The organism is Aurantibacter crassamenti, from assembly GCF_016811105.1.
In the GTDB taxonomy this organism is placed as follows: domain Bacteria; phylum Bacteroidota; class Bacteroidia; order Flavobacteriales; family Flavobacteriaceae; genus Aurantibacter_A; species Aurantibacter_A crassamenti.
In genome coordinates this window covers 2,117,533-2,136,104 of sequence record NZ_JAFBGM010000001.1, presented here as the reverse complement: position 1 = coordinate 2,136,104, position 18,572 = coordinate 2,117,533, and the positions used below count along the sequence as shown (strand labels likewise).

The 18,572-nt window shown below is 35.2% G+C and carries 15 protein-coding genes and 1 other RNA gene; 10 read left to right on the top strand and 6 right to left on the bottom strand.

What is annotated here, in order from left to right:
- Positions 1-99: 99 nt before the first annotated feature.
- Positions 100-684 (bottom strand): hypothetical protein, encoded by a 585-nt coding sequence (locus tag JQC67_RS08695; RefSeq protein ID WP_203252427.1) that lies wholly within the window; start codon positions 682-684, stop codon positions 100-102.
- A 73-nt stretch (positions 685-757) separates the two neighbouring features.
- Between JQC67_RS08695 and kdsA the strand changes: the two genes are divergently transcribed.
- On the top strand, positions 758-1,576 hold the full coding sequence (kdsA, locus tag JQC67_RS08690) for a 3-deoxy-8-phosphooctulonate synthase (protein ID WP_203252426.1): 819 nt from the start codon (positions 758-760) through the stop codon (positions 1,574-1,576).
- Between the two features lie 31 nt (positions 1,577-1,607).
- Positions 1,608-2,633: a metallophosphoesterase family protein gene (locus JQC67_RS08685; protein ID WP_203252425.1), complete on the top strand. Its 1,026-nt coding sequence runs from the start codon at positions 1,608-1,610 to the stop codon at positions 2,631-2,633.
- A 40-nt stretch (positions 2,634-2,673) separates the two neighbouring features.
- On the opposite strand, the gene JQC67_RS08680 is transcribed toward JQC67_RS08685, so the two are convergent.
- Positions 2,674-4,389: an FAD-dependent oxidoreductase gene (locus tag JQC67_RS08680; RefSeq protein ID WP_203252424.1), complete on the bottom strand. Its 1,716-nt coding sequence runs from the start codon at positions 4,387-4,389 to the stop codon at positions 2,674-2,676.
- A gap of 369 nt (positions 4,390-4,758) precedes the next feature.
- On the opposite strand from JQC67_RS08680, the gene JQC67_RS08675 reads away from it, so the two are divergent.
- Together JQC67_RS08675 and JQC67_RS08670 are read left to right on the top strand one after the other, a co-directional pair.
- Entirely contained in the window at positions 4,759-6,729 is a 1,971-nt protein-coding gene (locus JQC67_RS08675) for a DUF3857 domain-containing protein (RefSeq protein WP_203252423.1), read from the top strand.
- A gap of 45 nt (positions 6,730-6,774) precedes the next feature.
- Positions 6,775-8,382, top strand: coding sequence for a sulfatase family protein (locus JQC67_RS08670; RefSeq protein WP_203252422.1), 1,608 nt, complete (start codon positions 6,775-6,777; stop codon positions 8,380-8,382).
- 42 nt (positions 8,383-8,424) lie between these two features.
- On the opposite strand, the gene JQC67_RS08665 is transcribed toward JQC67_RS08670, so the two are convergent.
- Entirely contained in the window at positions 8,425-8,784 is a 360-nt protein-coding gene (locus JQC67_RS08665) for a DUF1801 domain-containing protein (protein WP_203252421.1), read from the bottom strand.
- Positions 8,785-8,921: 137 nt separating this feature from the next.
- A complete protein-coding gene (locus JQC67_RS08660; protein ID WP_203252420.1) occupies positions 8,922-10,139 on the bottom strand; it encodes a hypothetical protein in 1,218 nt (405 codons plus the stop codon).
- A 282-nt stretch (positions 10,140-10,421) separates the two neighbouring features.
- Here JQC67_RS08660 and JQC67_RS08655 point away from each other — a divergent pair, with 282 nt between their 5' ends.
- Together JQC67_RS08655 and ssrA are read left to right on the top strand one after the other, a co-directional pair.
- The gene (locus tag JQC67_RS08655) at positions 10,422-11,540 is read left to right on the top strand and encodes an Sb-PDE family phosphodiesterase (RefSeq protein WP_203252419.1); all 1,119 of its coding nucleotides are present in this window, start codon (positions 10,422-10,424) and stop codon (positions 11,538-11,540) included.
- A 362-nt stretch (positions 11,541-11,902) separates the two neighbouring features.
- Positions 11,903-12,300: a transfer-messenger RNA gene (gene ssrA / locus JQC67_RS08650) on the top strand.
- A 90-nt stretch (positions 12,301-12,390) separates the two neighbouring features.
- Here the strand turns inward: ssrA and JQC67_RS08645 are convergent.
- Both JQC67_RS08645 and JQC67_RS08640 read right to left on the bottom strand, forming a co-directional pair.
- Positions 12,391-13,110 carry a class I SAM-dependent methyltransferase gene (locus JQC67_RS08645; protein WP_203252418.1) on the bottom strand — a complete coding sequence of 240 codons (720 nt, stop codon included), beginning with the start codon at positions 13,108-13,110 and terminating at the stop codon, positions 12,391-12,393.
- Between the two features lie 3 nt (positions 13,111-13,113).
- Entirely contained in the window at positions 13,114-13,419 is a 306-nt protein-coding gene (locus tag JQC67_RS08640) for a hypothetical protein (protein ID WP_203252417.1), read from the bottom strand.
- A gap of 259 nt (positions 13,420-13,678) precedes the next feature.
- Here JQC67_RS08640 and JQC67_RS08635 point away from each other — a divergent pair, with 259 nt between their 5' ends.
- The 4 genes from JQC67_RS08635 (at position 13,679) to JQC67_RS08620 (ending at position 18,520) form a co-directional block, all read left to right on the top strand.
- Positions 13,679-15,829 (top strand): PVC-type heme-binding CxxCH protein, encoded by a 2,151-nt coding sequence (locus JQC67_RS08635; protein WP_203252416.1) that lies wholly within the window; start codon positions 13,679-13,681, stop codon positions 15,827-15,829.
- Between the two features lie 81 nt (positions 15,830-15,910).
- Positions 15,911-16,282 (top strand): high-potential iron-sulfur protein, encoded by a 372-nt coding sequence (locus tag JQC67_RS08630; protein WP_203252415.1) that lies wholly within the window; start codon positions 15,911-15,913, stop codon positions 16,280-16,282.
- A gap of 41 nt (positions 16,283-16,323) precedes the next feature.
- On the top strand, positions 16,324-17,289 hold the full coding sequence (locus JQC67_RS08625; RefSeq protein WP_203252414.1) for an amidohydrolase family protein: 966 nt from the start codon (positions 16,324-16,326) through the stop codon (positions 17,287-17,289).
- 91 nt (positions 17,290-17,380) lie between these two features.
- Positions 17,381-18,520, top strand: a complete 1,140-nt coding sequence (locus tag JQC67_RS08620) for an NHL repeat-containing protein (RefSeq protein WP_203252413.1) — start codon at positions 17,381-17,383, stop codon at positions 18,518-18,520.
- The last annotated feature ends 52 nt before the right edge of the window (positions 18,521-18,572 follow it).

The window sequence follows — 18,572 nt, the reverse complement described above, 5'->3', positions numbered from 1 at the left end:
TCTAATTTCAGCGTGCAAAGATACTGCTAATTTTAAAGCATTGGCACAATCTCATACAAATTTTATTTGATTGATTTTGAGAAGGTTGTCATACTATATTCAATCAAAAGTTGGCTTTCTAGATTTTCTTTTAGTTGGCACCCAACCAAAGCTGAAATTTAACAAAGTACCATATCCGTCCAAAACGCCATCACCTCTATAGTAACCTGCCCCTAGTTCAATATTAAAATTAAAGCCTTTTTCGTAGGTACGTTGAATACCATAAACCCCGCCGTAAAATGCCATAGCAAAATCATCTGCCCCTTGTAGATTGTTTGAAATTTGCAAGGGTGCCCAAAAAACACTGCGCGCAGCTGAAATATAATTACCAGAATTACCACTTACATTTTTCCGCATATCTATTCTTCTAGTTAGATTATGATAATATCTCAGCCTTGTGTGCCAAGCAAAACCAAATGAATAACCCTCAGTATAATATGCAAGCGATGGTCCAAAACTTGTTGATGCAGTTACATTTTTAAAAAGTCCTAATTCATAACTAATACCCGGTCCAACAAGGTTTAGCTTAAATTGATGTCGTTCTAAATTTATAAGGCCTGAGCCTTGTTCATTGAGTTTACGTACTTGTCCGCTAGTCAAAATAGGTATTGAAATAAGTAAACATAGGAGTAGATTTTTGGCCATGATTTTTGATTTACTTTTCTAAATCTAAAAAGTAACATTGTGTTTAATGCTATCTTTATGCAAAATTTAAGATATGGACCTTTCTAAAATTCATCAACTCAAACATACCGATGGTGACAACTTTTTTCTGCTTTCAGGCCCTTGTGCCATAGAAGGAGAAGATATGGCACTTCGAATTGCAGAAAAGATAGTTACGATTACCGATAAACTTCAAATACCATACATTTTTAAAGGAAGTTTTAAAAAAGCAAACCGTAGTCGTGTAGATTCGTTTACAGGCATAGGTGATGAAAAAGCCTTGAAAATACTTCGTAAGGTTTCAGAGACTTTCAAGATTCCTACAGTTACCGACATTCATAAAGAATCTGATGCAGAATTGGCCGCAGAATATGTTGATGTTTTACAGATTCCTGCTTTTTTAGTTCGTCAGACAGATTTGGTGGTTGCAGCAGCAAATACTGGTAAAGTTGTAAATCTGAAAAAAGGACAATTCATGAGCCCTGAAAGTATGCAACATGCAGTAACTAAAGTCACCGACTCTGACAACCAACACGTGTGGATAACAGATAGAGGTACGATGTTCGGATATCAAGATATGGTGGTGGATTTCAGAGGAATACCCACAATGCAGCAGTTTGCACCCGTTGTTTTAGATGTCACCCATTCTCTGCAACAACCCAATCAAACATCTGGTGTCACTGGCGGAAGACCTGCCTTAATTAATACCATTGCTCGCGCAGGTATTGCAGCTGGTGTTGATGGCATTTTTATGGAAACTCATTTCGATCCGGCCAATGCGAAGAGTGACGGTGCTAATATGCTTCCGCTCGACCAATTAGAAAAACTTTTGACCAATTTGGTTGCTCTCAGAAAGACGGTCAACGAATTTTAATTATTTTACAGTCTTATTAAAAAAGAAGTAAATGAAACGCAGGTTATTTTTTAAAAATGCGGCTTCCGCATCAATCGGATTAGGGCTAACTAGTTGTACAACAAACGAAAAATCTGTTCAGCCTTCCGCAAAAGACCTCGAATTTTGTGTTACAATTGAAGATAATGTGCTCAACTTTTTTTCAGAGGACATAAAGGAATCTATTAAAATTGTTCATATTGCCGATACGCACCTCTTTAGAGATGATGAGCGGGGTGAACCCTATAAGAAGTATAGTCAACGTATGGCTAAAGCTTACAATCAAACTAGTCATTTTAAAACAGGTGAATCGATTAATCCTGAATTAGGATTTGAAGCAGCCTTAAATTTCGCTGTAGAAGCAGAGGCTGATTTAATCACATTGATAGGCGACATATTTAGCTTTCCGTCTGAAGCTGCAATTGAATGGGTACAGGCAAAATTGAAAGCTATTAATATTCCTTATGTATATGTGGCTGGCAATCACGACTGGCATTATGAGGGTATGGAAGGAAGTTTAGAAGACTTAAGAGACCAATGGATTGAAAATAGACTTTTACCGTTGTATCAAGGTGAAAACCCACTAATGACATTTCGAGATGTAAAAGGAGTTCGGTTTGTTATTATTGATAATTCTACTTATCAAATCAATGATGACCAATTGGCTTTTTTTAATGAACAAGTGGCTAGTGGCATCCCCCTTATTCTGCTAGTACATATACCTTTGTACGTTCCTGGGAAATCAATCTATTATGGATGTGGATCACCACATTGGGGAGCAGCGATAGATGCAAATTTCGAAATAGAAGGACGACAAAAATGGCCAGAATCAGGACATACAGAAACAACCTTTAACTTTCATAAGGCTGTGTTTTCAGCCCCAAACCTTATGAGTGTATTTGCTGGCCATATACATCGTTTTTCAATGGAATCACTAAAAGGAAAACCTCAAATTATCACCGATGATAATGCCAGTGGTGGTTATTTAGATGTCAATTTTCTACCCCTAAACCCGAAAGATAAATCGCTTATGTTTTAGCGTTAAAATAAAATTTTACATCATTTTATTAATGATTGTATTATTTAAGTCGCTGTTTATCATCCAATAATTTCTTACGAAGTAGTTCATAAGGCAAGTCTTGTACTGTAAAACCTTGATCTATTGATAATGCAGCAGCAGTTGCCGCAGATTGCCCTAACACCATAAAAACGGGTTCCATGCGAATAGATCCGAAGCCAATATGTGTCGCACTCAAACAAATAGGCACAATCAAATTACTACATTCTTCCTTTTTTGGAACAATAGATCTATAACTTATAGGATAAGGATCAAAACCATGCGCTTCAACATTTCCCTCGTTTTGCACATAACCATTTGCATCTACATAGCGTTGAACATGGTGAGAATCCATGCCATAGGCGCCTAAACCAACAGCATCTTCAGCAACTTCTATTGCTTCACAGTTTTTTTGTGTCATCACATAATTGCTAATCATACGCCTAGCTTCACGAATATATAATTGCTGTTGCCAGCCATCAGCACTTTCGAATTCGTCTTTTGTGGTACCCCAGGTCGAAACCTCATCACGAACTTCCTTTGGAATTCTTGGATGATAGGCCAATGACCACATTAAGCCCATTTGATAGTTCTTATGGTCTTGTACAATCTTCTCGCGTTCTTCATAAGTACCTTCGGCATATTCATAATTCCTACCTATAAAATCAGTAGAAAATCCAAATCTATTATTAGTGTCGGTTTTTCTATTGGGCATATCAGAATTAATCCAAGGGACAATAGCATTTCCAGTATACATATCTTTTACAGCTCCTTTTCTTGCCTCATAATTTCTAAATAGTAATTCATAATTTAATTCATCATAATTTTCAGGTTTTTGAAAAGGAATTCGATTTTCAGGATGATTGGTAATACACATTCTAAAACAATACGCCTGAATTTTTGTATCACCTTCGCCATCAACTCCGGGTTTCTCATTAATGTTTGGCAAAAGGCCACTTTTTGGGTCACCCTTTATTACATAGGGATCTACGCGGTCAATAAAATTATGATTATATGCATTTGCAGATATAGTACCAGCTAATGTTCTGCTTATTTTATTTGCTTGTACACCGTTTAATGATTCACCATATTGCGCATTACTTTCTCTACCAATTGTATAATTTACACCCGCTGCCGCCATTAAATCACCTTCATATGTTGCGTCTATAAAAGCTTTTCCGATAAAGACTTTCCCGCTTTCCATTGTGATTGATTTAATTGCTCCATTTTGCATTTCAACCCCTGATACCCTATTCAATCTTTCGTTATACACTACTTTAACTCCTTCTTTCATCAGCATATCCATATATACTTTTAGGGCGGCGGATGGTTCAAATGTCCACATAGTAGCTTCGTTGTTTTCTGTACGAGTTTGACCCCCGTCTTTGTATTCAGATTTTTGCTGCCACTTCCAATTTTCAGGATTATCATAATACTTTTTGATGTTTTCATAAAACTCGCGCGAAATACCACCAATAGCCTGTTTATTACCGATATCTGTTTGCCCTAATCCGCCTGTAGTTAAACCCCCAATTCTGTTCGAAGGTTCAATTAGTAACACAGATTTCCCCATACGACTCACTTGAATTGCAGCTGAAATACCAGCCGAAGTACCCCCGTATATTACAATGTCAGCTTTATTCTTTTTAAGTATTAACTCTGAATTAGTATTGAAGCTCATTAAGACTATTGACATTACAAATACTAATGCAACAATCAGTTTGTGGTTTAATTTCATAGTATATCTATAATTTGGTTTGAATTTATTTCTTTGTGAGATTGTATTGATAAAGATTGCAACTAATGGTGTAAACAAACTTAACTTAATCATTGTTTATAATTCAACTTTAATACGCAAAATAACTTCAACTCTAATATGGAAATCGGAATAGAAATAATTAATACAGACTTTCTCAACTTAGTCCCTAATCACAGGTATAAATTCATTTCCAAAATAATTTCTAGTTTTAGTAAATTCTCAGTTTTATAACGCAGTTAATTTCACCTATTCTATAGCCATATTTTACTCAAGCTATAGCAAAACAACAAAGTAATTACAATAATCTTAATAAATCTAAGTTGATGGTTAAACAATAAGTATGATTCAATGACCAAGCGATTATTAGCAATTATTATATTGTATTCATGTGTCAATTTTAATATCACATCTCAAATGCCCAATACTTTTGGGCAGCTTACTGATAAGGAAAAGCATCTAACAACCTATGATAAAGACCTTGATGCAAATGCCATTTTTCTATATGAGAGAGGCGATAATTATTTTAAGGTTGTTGATAATTCTATAAGACTTATTAAAGAGTATCATGTAAAAATCAAAATACTTGACGAGGAAGGTTTTGATTGGGGTACAGTTGAAATTCCGTTATATCATCACGGTAGTAGTAGAGAAAAAGTAAGTAAGATAAAAGCTGTGACTCATAATGATAATAAGCAATTTAATCTCTTACCTAGTGAAATTTTTACCGAAGAACAATCTGATCGTTGGATAATTAAAAAATTTACTTTCCCTAAACTACAAGTAGGGAGTATACTTGAATATTCTTATACTATTGAAACCCCTTATGCTTATAACTTCGAAGGTTGGAAATTTCAAGCTTCCATACCAAAAATCTATAGTGAATTCAATGCGAAAATTCCAGGGAATTGGAATTATAATAGAGCCCTTATTGGGAAGCTTAAACTTGACACCAATGACTCACAAATAAAAAAAGACTGTTTTCACATTGATGGCTTAGCTAAAAGTGCAGATTGTGAAGTGCTGAAATATTCTATGGTGGATATTCCCGCATTTAAAGAGGAGAAGGGGTTTATGTTGGCGTCAAAAAATTATCAATCTAGAATCGATTTTGAATTATCAGAATACAATCGTTTTGACGGTACTTCAGATAAATTCACAAAGACTTGGAAAGATGTAGATTATGAATTTAGATCAGATAAAGATATTGGTAGACAGCTTACTAAAAAAGGCTTCTTCGAAAGAAACGTTCCTGAAGAATTATTAACTGAAGGTACAGATCTTGAAAAAGCAAATAACATTTACAAGTTTATTCAACAACATTATAATTGGAATGGCAAGTATTCGACCTATGGAAAAGCACGTGTAAAAAATGCTTTTGAAAATAGAAAAGGTAATGCCTGGGAAATTAATATGTCACTAATTAACTTATTGAATTCTGCGGATATACCAGCTAAATTAATGCTTATTTCAACAAGAGAACTTGGCTTACCTAAAAAAGTTCACCCTGTAATGAGTGATTTTAATTATATACTAGCTCATGTTAAAATCGATGAAAACATATACCTATTAGATGCTACAGAGAAATCAACACCTTTCGGCATGCTACCTTTTAGAGCATTAAACCTTTATGGGAGAGTGATGGATTTCAAAAATGAAAGCTATTGGTCAAATATAATTCCTGAACAAAAAAACACTATTCAAATTCGATGTCAAATAACATTTAATTCAAAAACTTTAAAACCAGAAGGTGTATTGGATTTTAATAATACTGGTTATTTTGCTGTAAACAAATGGGAGTCCATCAATGCCGCTTCAAATGAAGATTATTTAGATGGTATAAAAAATTCTGCTATAAATGGATTTACAATTTTAGACTATAATCTTGCAACAGATAAGTCTAATGATAAAAAAGTTTCTGAACGAATAAAATTTGAAATTGAAAATCCCTTAAAGGGCGATAAGGTATATTTTAATCCTTTCTTAATATCCTTCTTCAAATCAAATCCTTTTAAATTAGAAACAAGAGATTACCCAATTGATTTTGGCTATCCTAAAAGTTATAAATACCAAATAATTATAAAGCCTCCCTCAGGGTATAAGATAGGCCAAATTCCTAAAAGCGCATTGATTAAATTTGATGATTCTATTATTGAATTAAAATATCTATCTAGTCAAAATGAGAAACAATTAATTATAAAATTCCAACTAAACTTAACGGGCACTCAATTTGCTCCAGAAGATTATAACGCCATTAAACAACTATTTAGTAAAGCGGTTGAATTTCAAAATAAATCTATTGTAGTGTTTGAAAAGGAATAAAGCAAACCAATAAAATTGGTACTTTAGCTCAAAATAATTCGTTTTATGCACTTCAACAAACTGGCTGTATTTCTAAGTATATTCATTCTTGCCGCATGTACTACTAAAAAAGAATCTCCGAAAAAGGACAAACAAAAACCGAACATTGTTTTTATTATGTCAGATGATCATGCGTATCAAGCAATTAGCGCATATGACGACAAACTTATTAAGACTCCGAATATTGATCGCATAGCAAACGAAGGCATGCTATTTACCAATGCTACTGTTACCAATTCCATTTGCGCGCCGTCAAGGGCTGTAATACTTACTGGTAAGCATAGTCATATAAATGGTAAAATTGATAACCGCTCCCCTTTTGATACTACTAATGTTACTTTTCCGCAGCTACTGCAAAAAGCAGGTTATCAAACTGCCATGTTTGGTAAATTGCATTTTGGAAATAACCCAAAAGGTTTTGATGAATTTAAAATTTTACCTGGACAGGGTGATTATTACAATCCAAAGTTTATTACTACTAAAGGGGATACTACTATAACTGGTTATGTTACCGATATTATTACTGACCTAGCTATAGATTGGTTTGATAATCGTAGAGACACTGAAAAACCATTTATGTTAATGTATCTTCATAAAGCTCCACACAGAACTTGGATGCCAGCTGAACGACACTACAAAGAGTTTACAAAAAAGACATTTCCATTACCCAAAACACTTTTTGAAAATTACGTAACACGAGAAACTACAGCTGCACCCGCAGAAATGAATCTTTTAAAACACATGCAATTAAGCTATGATTTAAAGTTGACTGATAGCGTTGCAAAACAATTAGATATCAAGAACTGGAATGCAATAGGAAACCGAATTGGTAGACTAAATCCAGAACAAATAGTAGCATGGGATGCCATCTACGACCCAATTAATGCAGACTTTGCTAAACGTTTTCCAGAAATGAATGATAGCACATTAATGGTTTGGAAATATCAACGCTATATGCAAGATTATCTCGGAACTATTGCTGCGGTTGACGAAAATGTTGGGCGTTTACTTAATTATTTAGACGAAAAAAATCTTAGTGAAAATACACTTGTTGTTTACACTTCTGATCAAGGTTTTTACTTAGGAGAACACGGTTGGTTCGATAAACGTTTTATGTATGACGAATCTTTTAAAACCCCTTTATTGATTAAATGGCCCAACGTAATAACTGCTGGAACCACTGAGCAAGAAATGGTGCAAAATCTAGATTTCGCACAGACATTTTTGGAAGTTGCAGGAGTTACAGCACCTAAAGACATGCAAGGTGAAAGCCTTGTACCACTATTGAAGGGTAACAAAGAAAAATGGGATAGAGAAGGAGTTTATTATCACTATTACGAGTACCCAGGAGAACATGCGGTAAAACGGCATTATGGGCTTGCGACTAAAGAATATAAATTAATCCACTTTTATTATGATGTTGATGTTTGGGAACTTTACGACCGCAAAAAAGACGGTTCGGAATTAAACAATGTTTATAATGACCCAGCATATGCAGATGTGGTAAAATCTATGAAAACAAAACTAGATCTGGTTAGAGAAAAGTATAAAGATTCGGATTCCCTTAGCAATCAATATATCGAATTGTATAAAGAAAACGGGTGGATAAAATAATGAGTAGTGTAAAATAAAAATGCAAAAACAAAACGCTATTAGTTATTTGTAGAATTTTTTGTTGCGCACTAAAAAAGCCTCCTGCAAAATTTCGATTAAGATTTTATCATTAATTTCTTCTAAAGATTTATAACGTAATGACTTCATCATTTTTCTACCAGCTATGGTCATATATTCCACATTTTTGGTCAAATGTGCTGCATTCCAAAATCCCACATCAACATAATCTTTAGATTGATTAAGATAACAAAAAGGTTTTCCTTCAATATAATAAAATGGAATTCGATATTTGTATTTCAAATCTACCTCGAAAATTGTCATTTCAATTACGGATTGTAAATGCAATAACATACCTCTAAAAGGTTCAGATTGGTTTAATATGTATGCTTCAGAAGGATTCAAACTATTATTTAAGTCAGCAAATTACAAAATTGGTCAATGTAATTGTTTTAAAAATCGATGACCTCATATTACTTTTGCTGAAATATACCCCTAAGTTTTAAAACAGAATCTTTCTCATATTTTTTGAATTGGTGGTATTATTTTTTATCAAAAAAGTTAGCATAACCACTATCATCATCATTAATAAGTCCATCCCCATTAATATCAATACCTGTTAGTGGCCAACCATAAGAAAACGCTCCGTTAGCAAGGTTAATCTTTGTCAATCTAGAAACATAAGCACTTCCTAATTCATTGGTGTAATTACTGGTACCATCTATACTATGATTATAAGTCGCTTCATATTCAGCCAAAATAATACTATTATCCACATCGTTATATGTCCATTTTCCTTTTTGACCTATCACATTATCATAAGCAACAGAATTTGATTCGCAGGTATCATAAGCTGCTTGATAATTCATTCCTACAATTGATTCATCTGAATTAAATTCATAGGTGCCATCCGCTTTAAATTCATATGAGCGACCATTTATGGTAGTACAATATGAGAAATCTAATGTGCCTCCGTTAGCACAAGCAAGCGAATCATCTGTACAATCTTCAACGCCAACTGCCGTAACGATGGTGTCCCCTTCTGGAGGATAACTCTCATGCTTTGTATAGTCCCAAACACCTGTGAAATCAGTACTATTTCCCCATTCAACAACAGTCATACAAATCTGCTGTGCATCACTTATATTACCATTAGCATCGTATACAGAAATATAATAACATATCTCACCATCTGTAATTTCACTGCTAAAATCGACATCTAAAAGGGCATAAGAAAACTTAGCTGACTGCATTGCGTATTTTTCAATCCTATTTTTGGCATACTTATTTGAAACACCACTTTTAGCAAACTGATCATTATCTGCAAGGTTTACATCATAATGATTGCTTGCTGAAGAAAAAGCACTTACACCATCAGAATTTGTAACCACACCAAATTCTATATAAGCCCCAACAACATCTGCATCAGAATCGACAAACAAAGGAAGTTCAAAACCTTCATCTAAAAGTGCAATATTTCCATTAGTTGGTTCAACTGGATGTAAAGTTATGGTACCTTTTTGACTTGGTGCAATACCCTCCGCTTTGGTACTTCCTTTTATAATTACCTGGTTCGATAATTCTTCGGCAATTACATGATTATTACCAACACTATCATCATTTTCATCGTCATCATCTTTTACGGTTTCCTTTTCTTCCATTTCTGGTTGTACTACGCTATCATCCGTCTCACTACATGAACTAATAAATAATTGAATACATAATAACAATATAATAGATAAACTAAACTGGTTTTTCATAAGAATAAATTTCTTTGTTGATTAACTAAATTGGTTACTTTCAAAGCAAACCCAAACAAGAATACAATAATCATATACATTATAAAATACCCATTAGTGGGTATTTTATAATTTGATACCAATTAAACTAGGTCATTTTAGTGTAAAATTTAAAACTATAGTAAACCAACTACAGAAATAATTGTTTAATTACTTAAATAGCTCATTTTAATAAACATTTTAAAATATGCAACGGCATATAAAATATCCATTTTTTGATATCTTTAAACAAAACCAACTATCATGAAAAAACTATTTTGTATTTGCTTTTCTATCTTCTCATTTTATTTAATTTCTGCTCAAGAACATTCGCACAGCAACGGGCATGCACTTTTTTATCCTAATATTGATGGCTATGTTTCTTTAAAAACTGATTTTCATATTCACACAGTCTTTTCTGACGGCAATGTTTGGCCAACGATTCGGGTTCAAGAAGCGCTTCGTGAAAATCTCGATGCTATTTCTTTAACTGATCATTTAGAATATCAACCTCATAAAGATGATATACCACACCCAGATAGAAACCGCTCATATGAAATTGCATTAGCTGAAGCTAAAGAACATGACTTATTAATTGTTCGAGGTTCAGAAATTACTCGTTCGGCCCCTGTCGGCCACAACAATGCCATTTTTATTGAAAATGCCAACCCATTATTGACAGACAAAGCAGAGAAAGCTTTTTCGGAAGCTAAAAAACAAAATGCATTTGTTTTTTGGAACCACCCAGCATGGCACCGTCAAACCCCAAAAGGAAACCCTATTTTAAGTAACTTTCAAAAAGAACGAATTAAAAAAGGTGAGCTACACGGTATTGAAGTTATAAACCAATACGATTATTCAAAAGAATCTTTGGCTCTTGCACTTGAACAAAACTTAACCATAATGGGTACGAGTGATGTTCACGGACTTATTGATTGGGATTATACCGAGAAAGGAAACAATAGACCTATCACCCTAGTATTTGCCAAAGAAAAAAGCTTGAATAGTATGCAAGAAGCTTTATTTGCAGGAAGAACCGTTGCCGTTTATAACTCTCTATTGATTGGTAAAGCTGAATTCTTGAATCCATTACTAAAGGCAAGTATAAAAGTGCATTCTGCTACTTATCTCAAAGAAACACAGGTGCTAGCCATTGAGATAGAAAATATTAGCAGCAGTGATTTATTATTTGAAAATTCAATGCCATTTTCTTTTTATAGCAAGTCGCCTATATTTAATGTGGCTGCCGGAACAAAAGAAACGCTGCAGATAAAAACGCTAACTGAACTTACAGAACTAAACCTACGACTTACTGCGTTAGGTGCATATACTGCACCTGAAGAACACCCAGTTATTGAGTGGAAAGTTACTATTAGTGAATAATAATAATTTTTATTCGTATTCTAGTAAAAACGACTTTTTGACAGTTAAAAAATAGCTGCCAATAGCCTATTTATGGCTATTTTCGGCACTTTTAATATTCTGAATAACTAGCACTATTTTGGTATGAATTTTGTATAATTACTACTAAATAGTAGAGGTACACAAGCTATATAGCTAAGGTATATCGTCGTGGGGTCGAATACTGCTTGAATTGTGTACCTTTGCTATCTTTTTTTATTGATGATTGCGTTAGGGATAGTAGCGACATCTTTTTTGTTTTCTTTCGACATCACTCGAGATTACAACAAAAAAATACAGCGAATAGCCCGCTCGAACGCCATTAAAAAGTTCATTAACATTTTGGGGCCGACTGGTTTTGACAGCGAGACCAATGGCATTGTAAGCATGTCGAGCGCTGAGAAACAGCTCGTTAATATCATTTTTCACACTTTTAATTGGCGATAATAACTACGCTCTTGCCGCTTAATCTGAATTATAGTAAGATTAGCCTCGTCTCTACTAGGTAGAGAAGCGAGATGTTCGTGAATAGCCTCTGTCGACAGCGATTCAATTACGAGCACCATAAATGTCGATATAAGGCTACTAGTTCTTTGATAGTAGCACCAAAATCTTAAGAAGATAAGCGTTTGTTAGGCCGTTTCCGGTCAGGCTTGCGTCGAAAATTAAGCGGAAACTAAACATGTAGAAAGCACTGGCGTTGCTTGTTTGGACGGGAGTTCGATTCTCCCCGGCTCCACTAATACTCACAAATGTATTGTAGACAAAATCCCATCAAGTTAGCTTGTTGGGATTTTTTGTTTAGCGTTGATATTTATTTTTGCTACAACCCCTACCCTCTAACAAAAACCATACAATGTTGCCAAGGTAGATTGTCTATGTTTTTCTCCAATTTCATACCTGCTGCTTTCATTTCTTTAACTGCTTGTTTTTCGGTCATCTTATGCAGCTTTTTAATGGGTACATTTTCGTCTTCACCTCGATACTCAATAAGGTAAATTTTTCCATCAACATGAAGGGCTTTTTTTATGGAAGTAATCATTTCAAAAGGATAATCGAACTCGTGATACACATCAACCAAAAGTACCTTTGCAACAGCATTTTCCGGAAGATTTACACTGCGCTCACTACCTTTTATGATTTTAATATTTTTATGATTTCCGTTTTCTTTTTTACGCTCGAGTTCAGCTAACATTTCATCTTGAATGTCAACCGCATAAATTAGTCCACTAGTTATACTCGGTGCCATTTGAAATACATGATACCCTGAACCTGCACCAATATCAGCTATAGTATCATCTGCTTCAATATTTAAATTACCAAGCAATTTAGACGTGTTTTCTTCAGCTTCACGCTTGGGCCGATCAAGCCATGCCATACCTTGAAAACCCATCACATGTGAAATCTCGCGACCGAGATACCATTTTCCAGTACCATTTGGGTCACCCAGTTTGTAGGTATATTTCTCGTTTGTTACACCTTCTTGTCCCACACATTGAAACACTGAAATCAACAAAACAATAATTATCGGTACGAAACTAAATTTTTTCATTTGCTACATCAATTTTGTGCCTTGTATCATAATTGAAGATTTAATTGATTGCTCTTTTAAATGCAAGAATTTTTTTCGCTCTTCATCATTTTTGAAATTATCAAAATCGGCTTGCGAATCAAATTCCACCAAATGAATTTCATAAGGCTTCTCAATATTTCTTTCAATTACTGAATCATTTTGAGGTCGTATTCTTAGTGTTAGCCTACCGTTATATTTTAAAATTGTTGGAATAGCCATCTCCTCAAATTGATGAAAAACTTCTTCTTGTCCTTCAATTATATAAATCAATTGTGTAATGTAAATCATAGCTTTTTATATGGATAATTATCTTCCAACGGATTCAACTTTAGCTTTTTAACTTTATTAAATTACAGTAATTTAAGAACATTATCTCTTCAAAATATGACTCCTATTTTTTATTGATTTTTTTACAAGCTTTCATCATAACATCTTAAGCCGTATTTTAGAGTACTCAGTTCATTTTAGGTACTAATAGCATAAATTCTTCCTTACAACAATTACGTTCAAAAAAACAAAACAAGCCTTAATACCACCAAACAAAACGATGCAGTTAAAAATCAAATATAACATCTTAAAAAAGTACTTCAGTATTTCTAAGCAATTGTTAATTATACTTCTCTTGGCTTCCTGTAAGAGTGAGTCGCTATATGAAGGTCCACTGAGTCCCGAAGAATCTATAAAAACTTTTCAGTTTGCCGATAATTTTAAAGCAGAAATTTTCGCAGCCGAACCATTAGTTATCGACCCTGTCGCCATGCAATATGATGGCGATGGCAATGCTTATGTTGTGGGTATGTTAGACGCTTATAAGCCCGATGCGGTAAAAGGAAAAGGTGAAATTGTTCTACTAAAAGACACCAACGATGACGGCCAGGCAGACACCTCTACAGTTTTTATTGACGGTCTTAGAGAGGCTACTAGCATACTGCCATGGAAAGGTGGTCTGTTGGTTTGTGCCGCACCAAACATCACCTATTATAAAGATACTGACGGAGATGGTCGCTCTGATTTTAAAGAGATTCTTTTCACAGGTTTTTTTAATAAAAATGAAGAGGCACAAATTACCAACCTTCGTTTTGGCGTTGATAATTGGATCTATGCAAATAATGCTGGGCAGGCCGGTGAGATTAGTTTTAGCCGAAAGCCAAATGCGCCAAAGCTAAATATTCAAGGTGCCGATTTTCGTTTTCGTTTGGATCGAAATCAATTTGAACGTAGTACCGGTCCTGGTCAATTTGGACTTGCCATTGACGATTGGGGGCACCGATTTTTCACCGCAAATTCATTACACATTCGTGAGGTGGTTGTACCCATGAGATATCTGGAAAGAAATCCGTTTCTGCCATCCTCAGCTAAACTTTCAAATCAAAATATTTCCGACCATGACCCACTTATGAACCAGTTGAGTGAAACACCCTATTGGAGACAAGAACGTACAAATCGACGCAACAAAAATTATCAAGAAAATAATCTTGACCGTGTAGAATATGCACGTGATCATTTTACAGGAGCTTCGGGTGGCACCTACTATGGTGGTGATAAGTTTTCCAAAACCTACTACGGAAATATTTTCACTGGTGATGTTGCGGGTAATCTTGTGCACCGTGATATTCTTGAAGTTGTTGATAGTGTTCCTTATAGTGCTGCTAAACGTGGAGCTAATGAAAAAGACAACGAATTTATGGCGACTACAGATTCATGGTTTCGTCCTTCAAATTTATCGGTGGGGCCTGACGGATATTTATATCTGATGGATATGTACAGACAACATATTGAAACACCAATGTCGATACCAGAAGACTTACAGGAAACCATGGACTTTGATGCTGGTAACACCTATGGTCGTATTTACAGAATAGTTCCCACAGATGCAGCGCCATATAAAGCAGTGTATCCGAATCTTACAAAAGCAACATCTTCTGCCTTGGTTAAAACCTTAACGCATGAAAATCGGTGGTGGAATCGTACAGCACAACGACTGCTGTTAGAACGCCAAGATAAAAGTGTGGTACCTGAAGTGAAAACTTTATTCGCCCAAAATGAGAATCCAAAGGTTAGATTAAACGCGCTATATGTTTTAGAAGGAATGGATGCTTTGGATGCTACCATAGTGAATACAGCATTGCAAGATTCATCGTCAGGCGTGCGTGAAAATGCAGCCATACTTGCCGAACGATTTCCAGAATGTTTAGCACAGTTGCAAGAACTAATTTCTGATACTTCAATTCGAGTGGCTTTTCAAGCAACCTTAAGTTTAGGTGAATTTAAGGATGCCTCCGTAATTAACACACTAACAAAAACATTGCAATTACACGGACAAAGTTCATGGTTTAGAACGGCAGTTTTAAGTTCAGAAGTTGGGTCTAGTGTTGATCTAATAAAAACTTTAGACAAGAATTCATTTTTTAAAGAAACCGCCTCGTGGAAACTCGATTTTTTTGAAACTTGTTCGCAGATAATCGGAGCTCGCAATACAAAAAATGAGGTTTCAACTATATTAAATATGTTAAGCAAACCTACCCTTTCAAATTCAATTGAATGGCAGTCCGTTGGAATCAAGGGATTGGTAAAAGGTCTCAAAAATTCAAAGGATATTGATGATTCAATACAAGAAAAACTAAAAATCATTGCAGCAAAAGCTGATAGTAATCCTTCGCAAGCACTTGAAGACTTAAAAGATTTGTATGCGAATTAAATAGTAATTTATAATCGGTAAACGCGTAAAAATAGTGGCTGCAAAAAAAGTAGGTGTAGCCACACAAAAAATTAATTTTAAATGACCAACAACCAACATTCAAGAAGAAAATTTATTACTACATGTTTTAGCACCGGTAGTTTATTTTTCGGTGGATTATTATTTCTAAACTGTCGCGATAAAAAGGAATCTGCAAATAAAGAAAGTGAAATCACCAAAGAAAGTACTTCTGAAGATCCTTGCAATGACCTACTAGATATTAGTGACGCTGAAATTAAAAAGCGTGAAAGTTTAGGGTATGTTTTGCAATCGGCAGTGCCTGATAATTCGTGTCAAAACTGCGCACTTTACATTCCACCGAAGCCAGATAAAAAATGTGGCGGATGCCTCTTATTTAAAGGACCCGTTTATGCCGAGGGTCACTGTGTGCAGTGGGCTGCTGTAACTTCTTAATTAAAAAAAATGTAATCTCCTCCCCTATTAAATTCGTTTATATGTCCACATCTAAAAAAGGTTTTTCTCGTCGTAAATTTATTGCTGGCACTAGTTTGTTTGCGCTCGGCACCTCTTTAAAATTAAATGCAATTACCGAAGTTTCAAGTATTAAAAAAGAACCGATAATTGATATTCATCAGCATACGCATTACGTGCAACGTACCGATGAACAATTGCTTGCACATCAAAAAGCAATGGGTATTACCACGACCATACTTTTACCTGCCGGGCGACCTGTAAATTCCCCAGCGACACACCAAGGCGTGGCCAATGGCCTTCAAGCTGAGGCTGGTGGAAATGCGGAGTGTTACTTATTTGCAAGACAACACAAAAAAGCATTCCGATTTGGTGCATGTGCTGTTCCAGATATGAAAGATGCCCTTTATGAATTAGAGAAATATTTAAAGTTAGGTGCGGTAGTTATCGGTGAATTAAAATTTGGAGTGGCCTGTGATTCGCCAGAAATGCAAAAAATTTACCAATTGGCTCAAAATTATAATGTGCCAGTTCTTATGCATTGGCAGCATGAAATGTACAATTATGGCTTTGATCATTTTTATAAGATGTTGGAGAAATATCCGAAAGTAAATTTCATTGGGCACGCACAAACTTGGTGGGCTAATATTGATAAAGACCATACGGATCAATCCATTTTATATCCTAAAACGGGAGTAACTGCAGGGGGAATTACAGATCGCTACCTCAGCGATTACCCAAACATGTATGGTGATCTTTCAGCGGGCTCAGGTCTCAATGCTCTAAAACGTGATGAAGCCCATGCAAAAGTATTCTTAGAGAAGCATCAAGACAAATTACTATATGGTAGTGATTGTGCAGACCCCACGGGTTCAGATCCTCAAAGTTGTTCCGGCACATTAGATATTGCTGAAATTCGCAGATTGGTTTCAAAACCCACGGAACGAAAAATATTATACGAGAACTCGAAAAAATTATTCCGTTTGTAAACTTATTTATCAAGACCTAAGAAAAGTAAATACTGGTTGAACATTACAAGAGAATTGAGTAACTTTTCAAAAAATTAAAACAAACCAACTTATGACTAAAAGAACATCACTTGCCACTTTGGTATTTATATCCGCATTCGGATTTTCACAAACCGTAGTAGCGCAAGATGCTCACAATCACGACCACACTCATCATGCACATGAACATGCCGATTTAGCGCTCAATCATGAGCATGAGAATATACAATCTGATAATTACAAGGGGCCCGCAAAACTAGTAACTGGTCAAGGCGAATTCATTTTTTCTTATGACGAAGCTTTAACCGCTGCTTTTCCGAAAGCTGCTCATGAATTTGAACCAAAAATGCACGGGGGTTTTAATGAAGATCCCGAAACTGGAATTGTGTATACCGGAATACCAGGCTACGGACTTTGTTCAATTAGTTCAGACCTTACCCAATGGAATGTTATTGGTACAGATGCACGCTTAAAAGACAACATACATGGTATTGTATTCTTTGTGCATAAAGGCACAAAATACCTTGCAGTAGCGCAAAATGGAAAAAGAGTTCTGGTACTTACTCTAGATGGTACTATTGTTAGTGAAATAGTTAAGCCTACCGGAAACGAATTTAAATTTGCACCCGCTAATGATTTTTTTGGCTCGAAGGATAGTGATTTTGGTGTAACTGATGTTACTTATTTAAAAGGCACAATTTACGTTGCTCATGGTTACTCAGCTGGTGATTTTGTGATGACAATAAAAGAAAAAAAAGGTGTTTGGAGCTGGGGCAAACTTGCCTGGGGTGGCAAAGGTGATGCGCCCGGCCAATTTAAAACAGCACATGGTGTATATGCTCATGACAATCATGTTTTGGTTGCCAACCGAGCAGCAGGTCAAGTAGTGAAATTTACCAAGAAAGGTAAGTTTGTAGAAACGTTTAATGATATTCCAGCTGAAAGTTTGGTTTGTAATGTCTCTTACAAATCGGAACATTTTTTCTTAAACGCATTGAGCGCAATTGGCGAACAGAAATCGGCTCCTATTTATGTACATACGGGTGAAAAACTAGTATCAACAGTTATACCTGGTAATTTAGATATTCCGGTATTAACAAATATTCACCAAGTATGGCCTCATTTTGTTGAAGATAGTAATGGAACAAAACAACTTTATTTACTGGTACATGGTTGGAACAAAGGTAAGTTTGCAGTGTTGCGATTAGAGTAATAATTAAGAAAAAGTAGAACTTAAGACCTGTAGAATTAATTGCCCATTTTTC

Excerpts from the sequence above, each read along its gene's own strand:
- kdsA (WP_203252426.1), top strand. The coding sequence starts at position 758 with ATGGACCTTTCTAAAATTCATCAACTCAAACATACCGATGGTGACAAC.
- JQC67_RS08680 (WP_203252424.1), bottom strand. The coding sequence starts at position 4,389 with ATGAAATTAAACCACAAACTGATTGTTGCATTAGTATTTGTAATGTCA.
- JQC67_RS08695 (WP_203252427.1), bottom strand. The coding sequence starts at position 684 with ATGGCCAAAAATCTACTCCTATGTTTACTTATTTCAATACCTATTTTG.
- JQC67_RS08685 (WP_203252425.1), top strand. The coding sequence starts at position 1,608 with ATGAAACGCAGGTTATTTTTTAAAAATGCGGCTTCCGCATCAATCGGA.
- JQC67_RS08630 (WP_203252415.1), top strand. The coding sequence starts at position 15,911 with ATGACCAACAACCAACATTCAAGAAGAAAATTTATTACTACATGTTTT.
- JQC67_RS08675 (WP_203252423.1), top strand. The coding sequence starts at position 4,759 with ATGACCAAGCGATTATTAGCAATTATTATATTGTATTCATGTGTCAAT.
- JQC67_RS08655 (WP_203252419.1), top strand. The coding sequence starts at position 10,422 with ATGAAAAAACTATTTTGTATTTGCTTTTCTATCTTCTCATTTTATTTA.
- JQC67_RS08635 (WP_203252416.1), top strand. The coding sequence starts at position 13,679 with ATGCAGTTAAAAATCAAATATAACATCTTAAAAAAGTACTTCAGTATT.
- JQC67_RS08640 (WP_203252417.1), bottom strand. The coding sequence starts at position 13,419 with ATGATTTACATTACACAATTGATTTATATAATTGAAGGACAAGAAGAA.
- JQC67_RS08670 (WP_203252422.1), top strand. The coding sequence starts at position 6,775 with ATGCACTTCAACAAACTGGCTGTATTTCTAAGTATATTCATTCTTGCC.
- JQC67_RS08620 (WP_203252413.1), top strand. The coding sequence starts at position 17,381 with ATGACTAAAAGAACATCACTTGCCACTTTGGTATTTATATCCGCATTC.
- JQC67_RS08660 (WP_203252420.1), bottom strand. The coding sequence starts at position 10,139 with ATGAAAAACCAGTTTAGTTTATCTATTATATTGTTATTATGTATTCAA.
- JQC67_RS08645 (WP_203252418.1), bottom strand. The coding sequence starts at position 13,110 with ATGAAAAAATTTAGTTTCGTACCGATAATTATTGTTTTGTTGATTTCA.
- JQC67_RS08625 (WP_203252414.1), top strand. The coding sequence starts at position 16,324 with ATGTCCACATCTAAAAAAGGTTTTTCTCGTCGTAAATTTATTGCTGGC.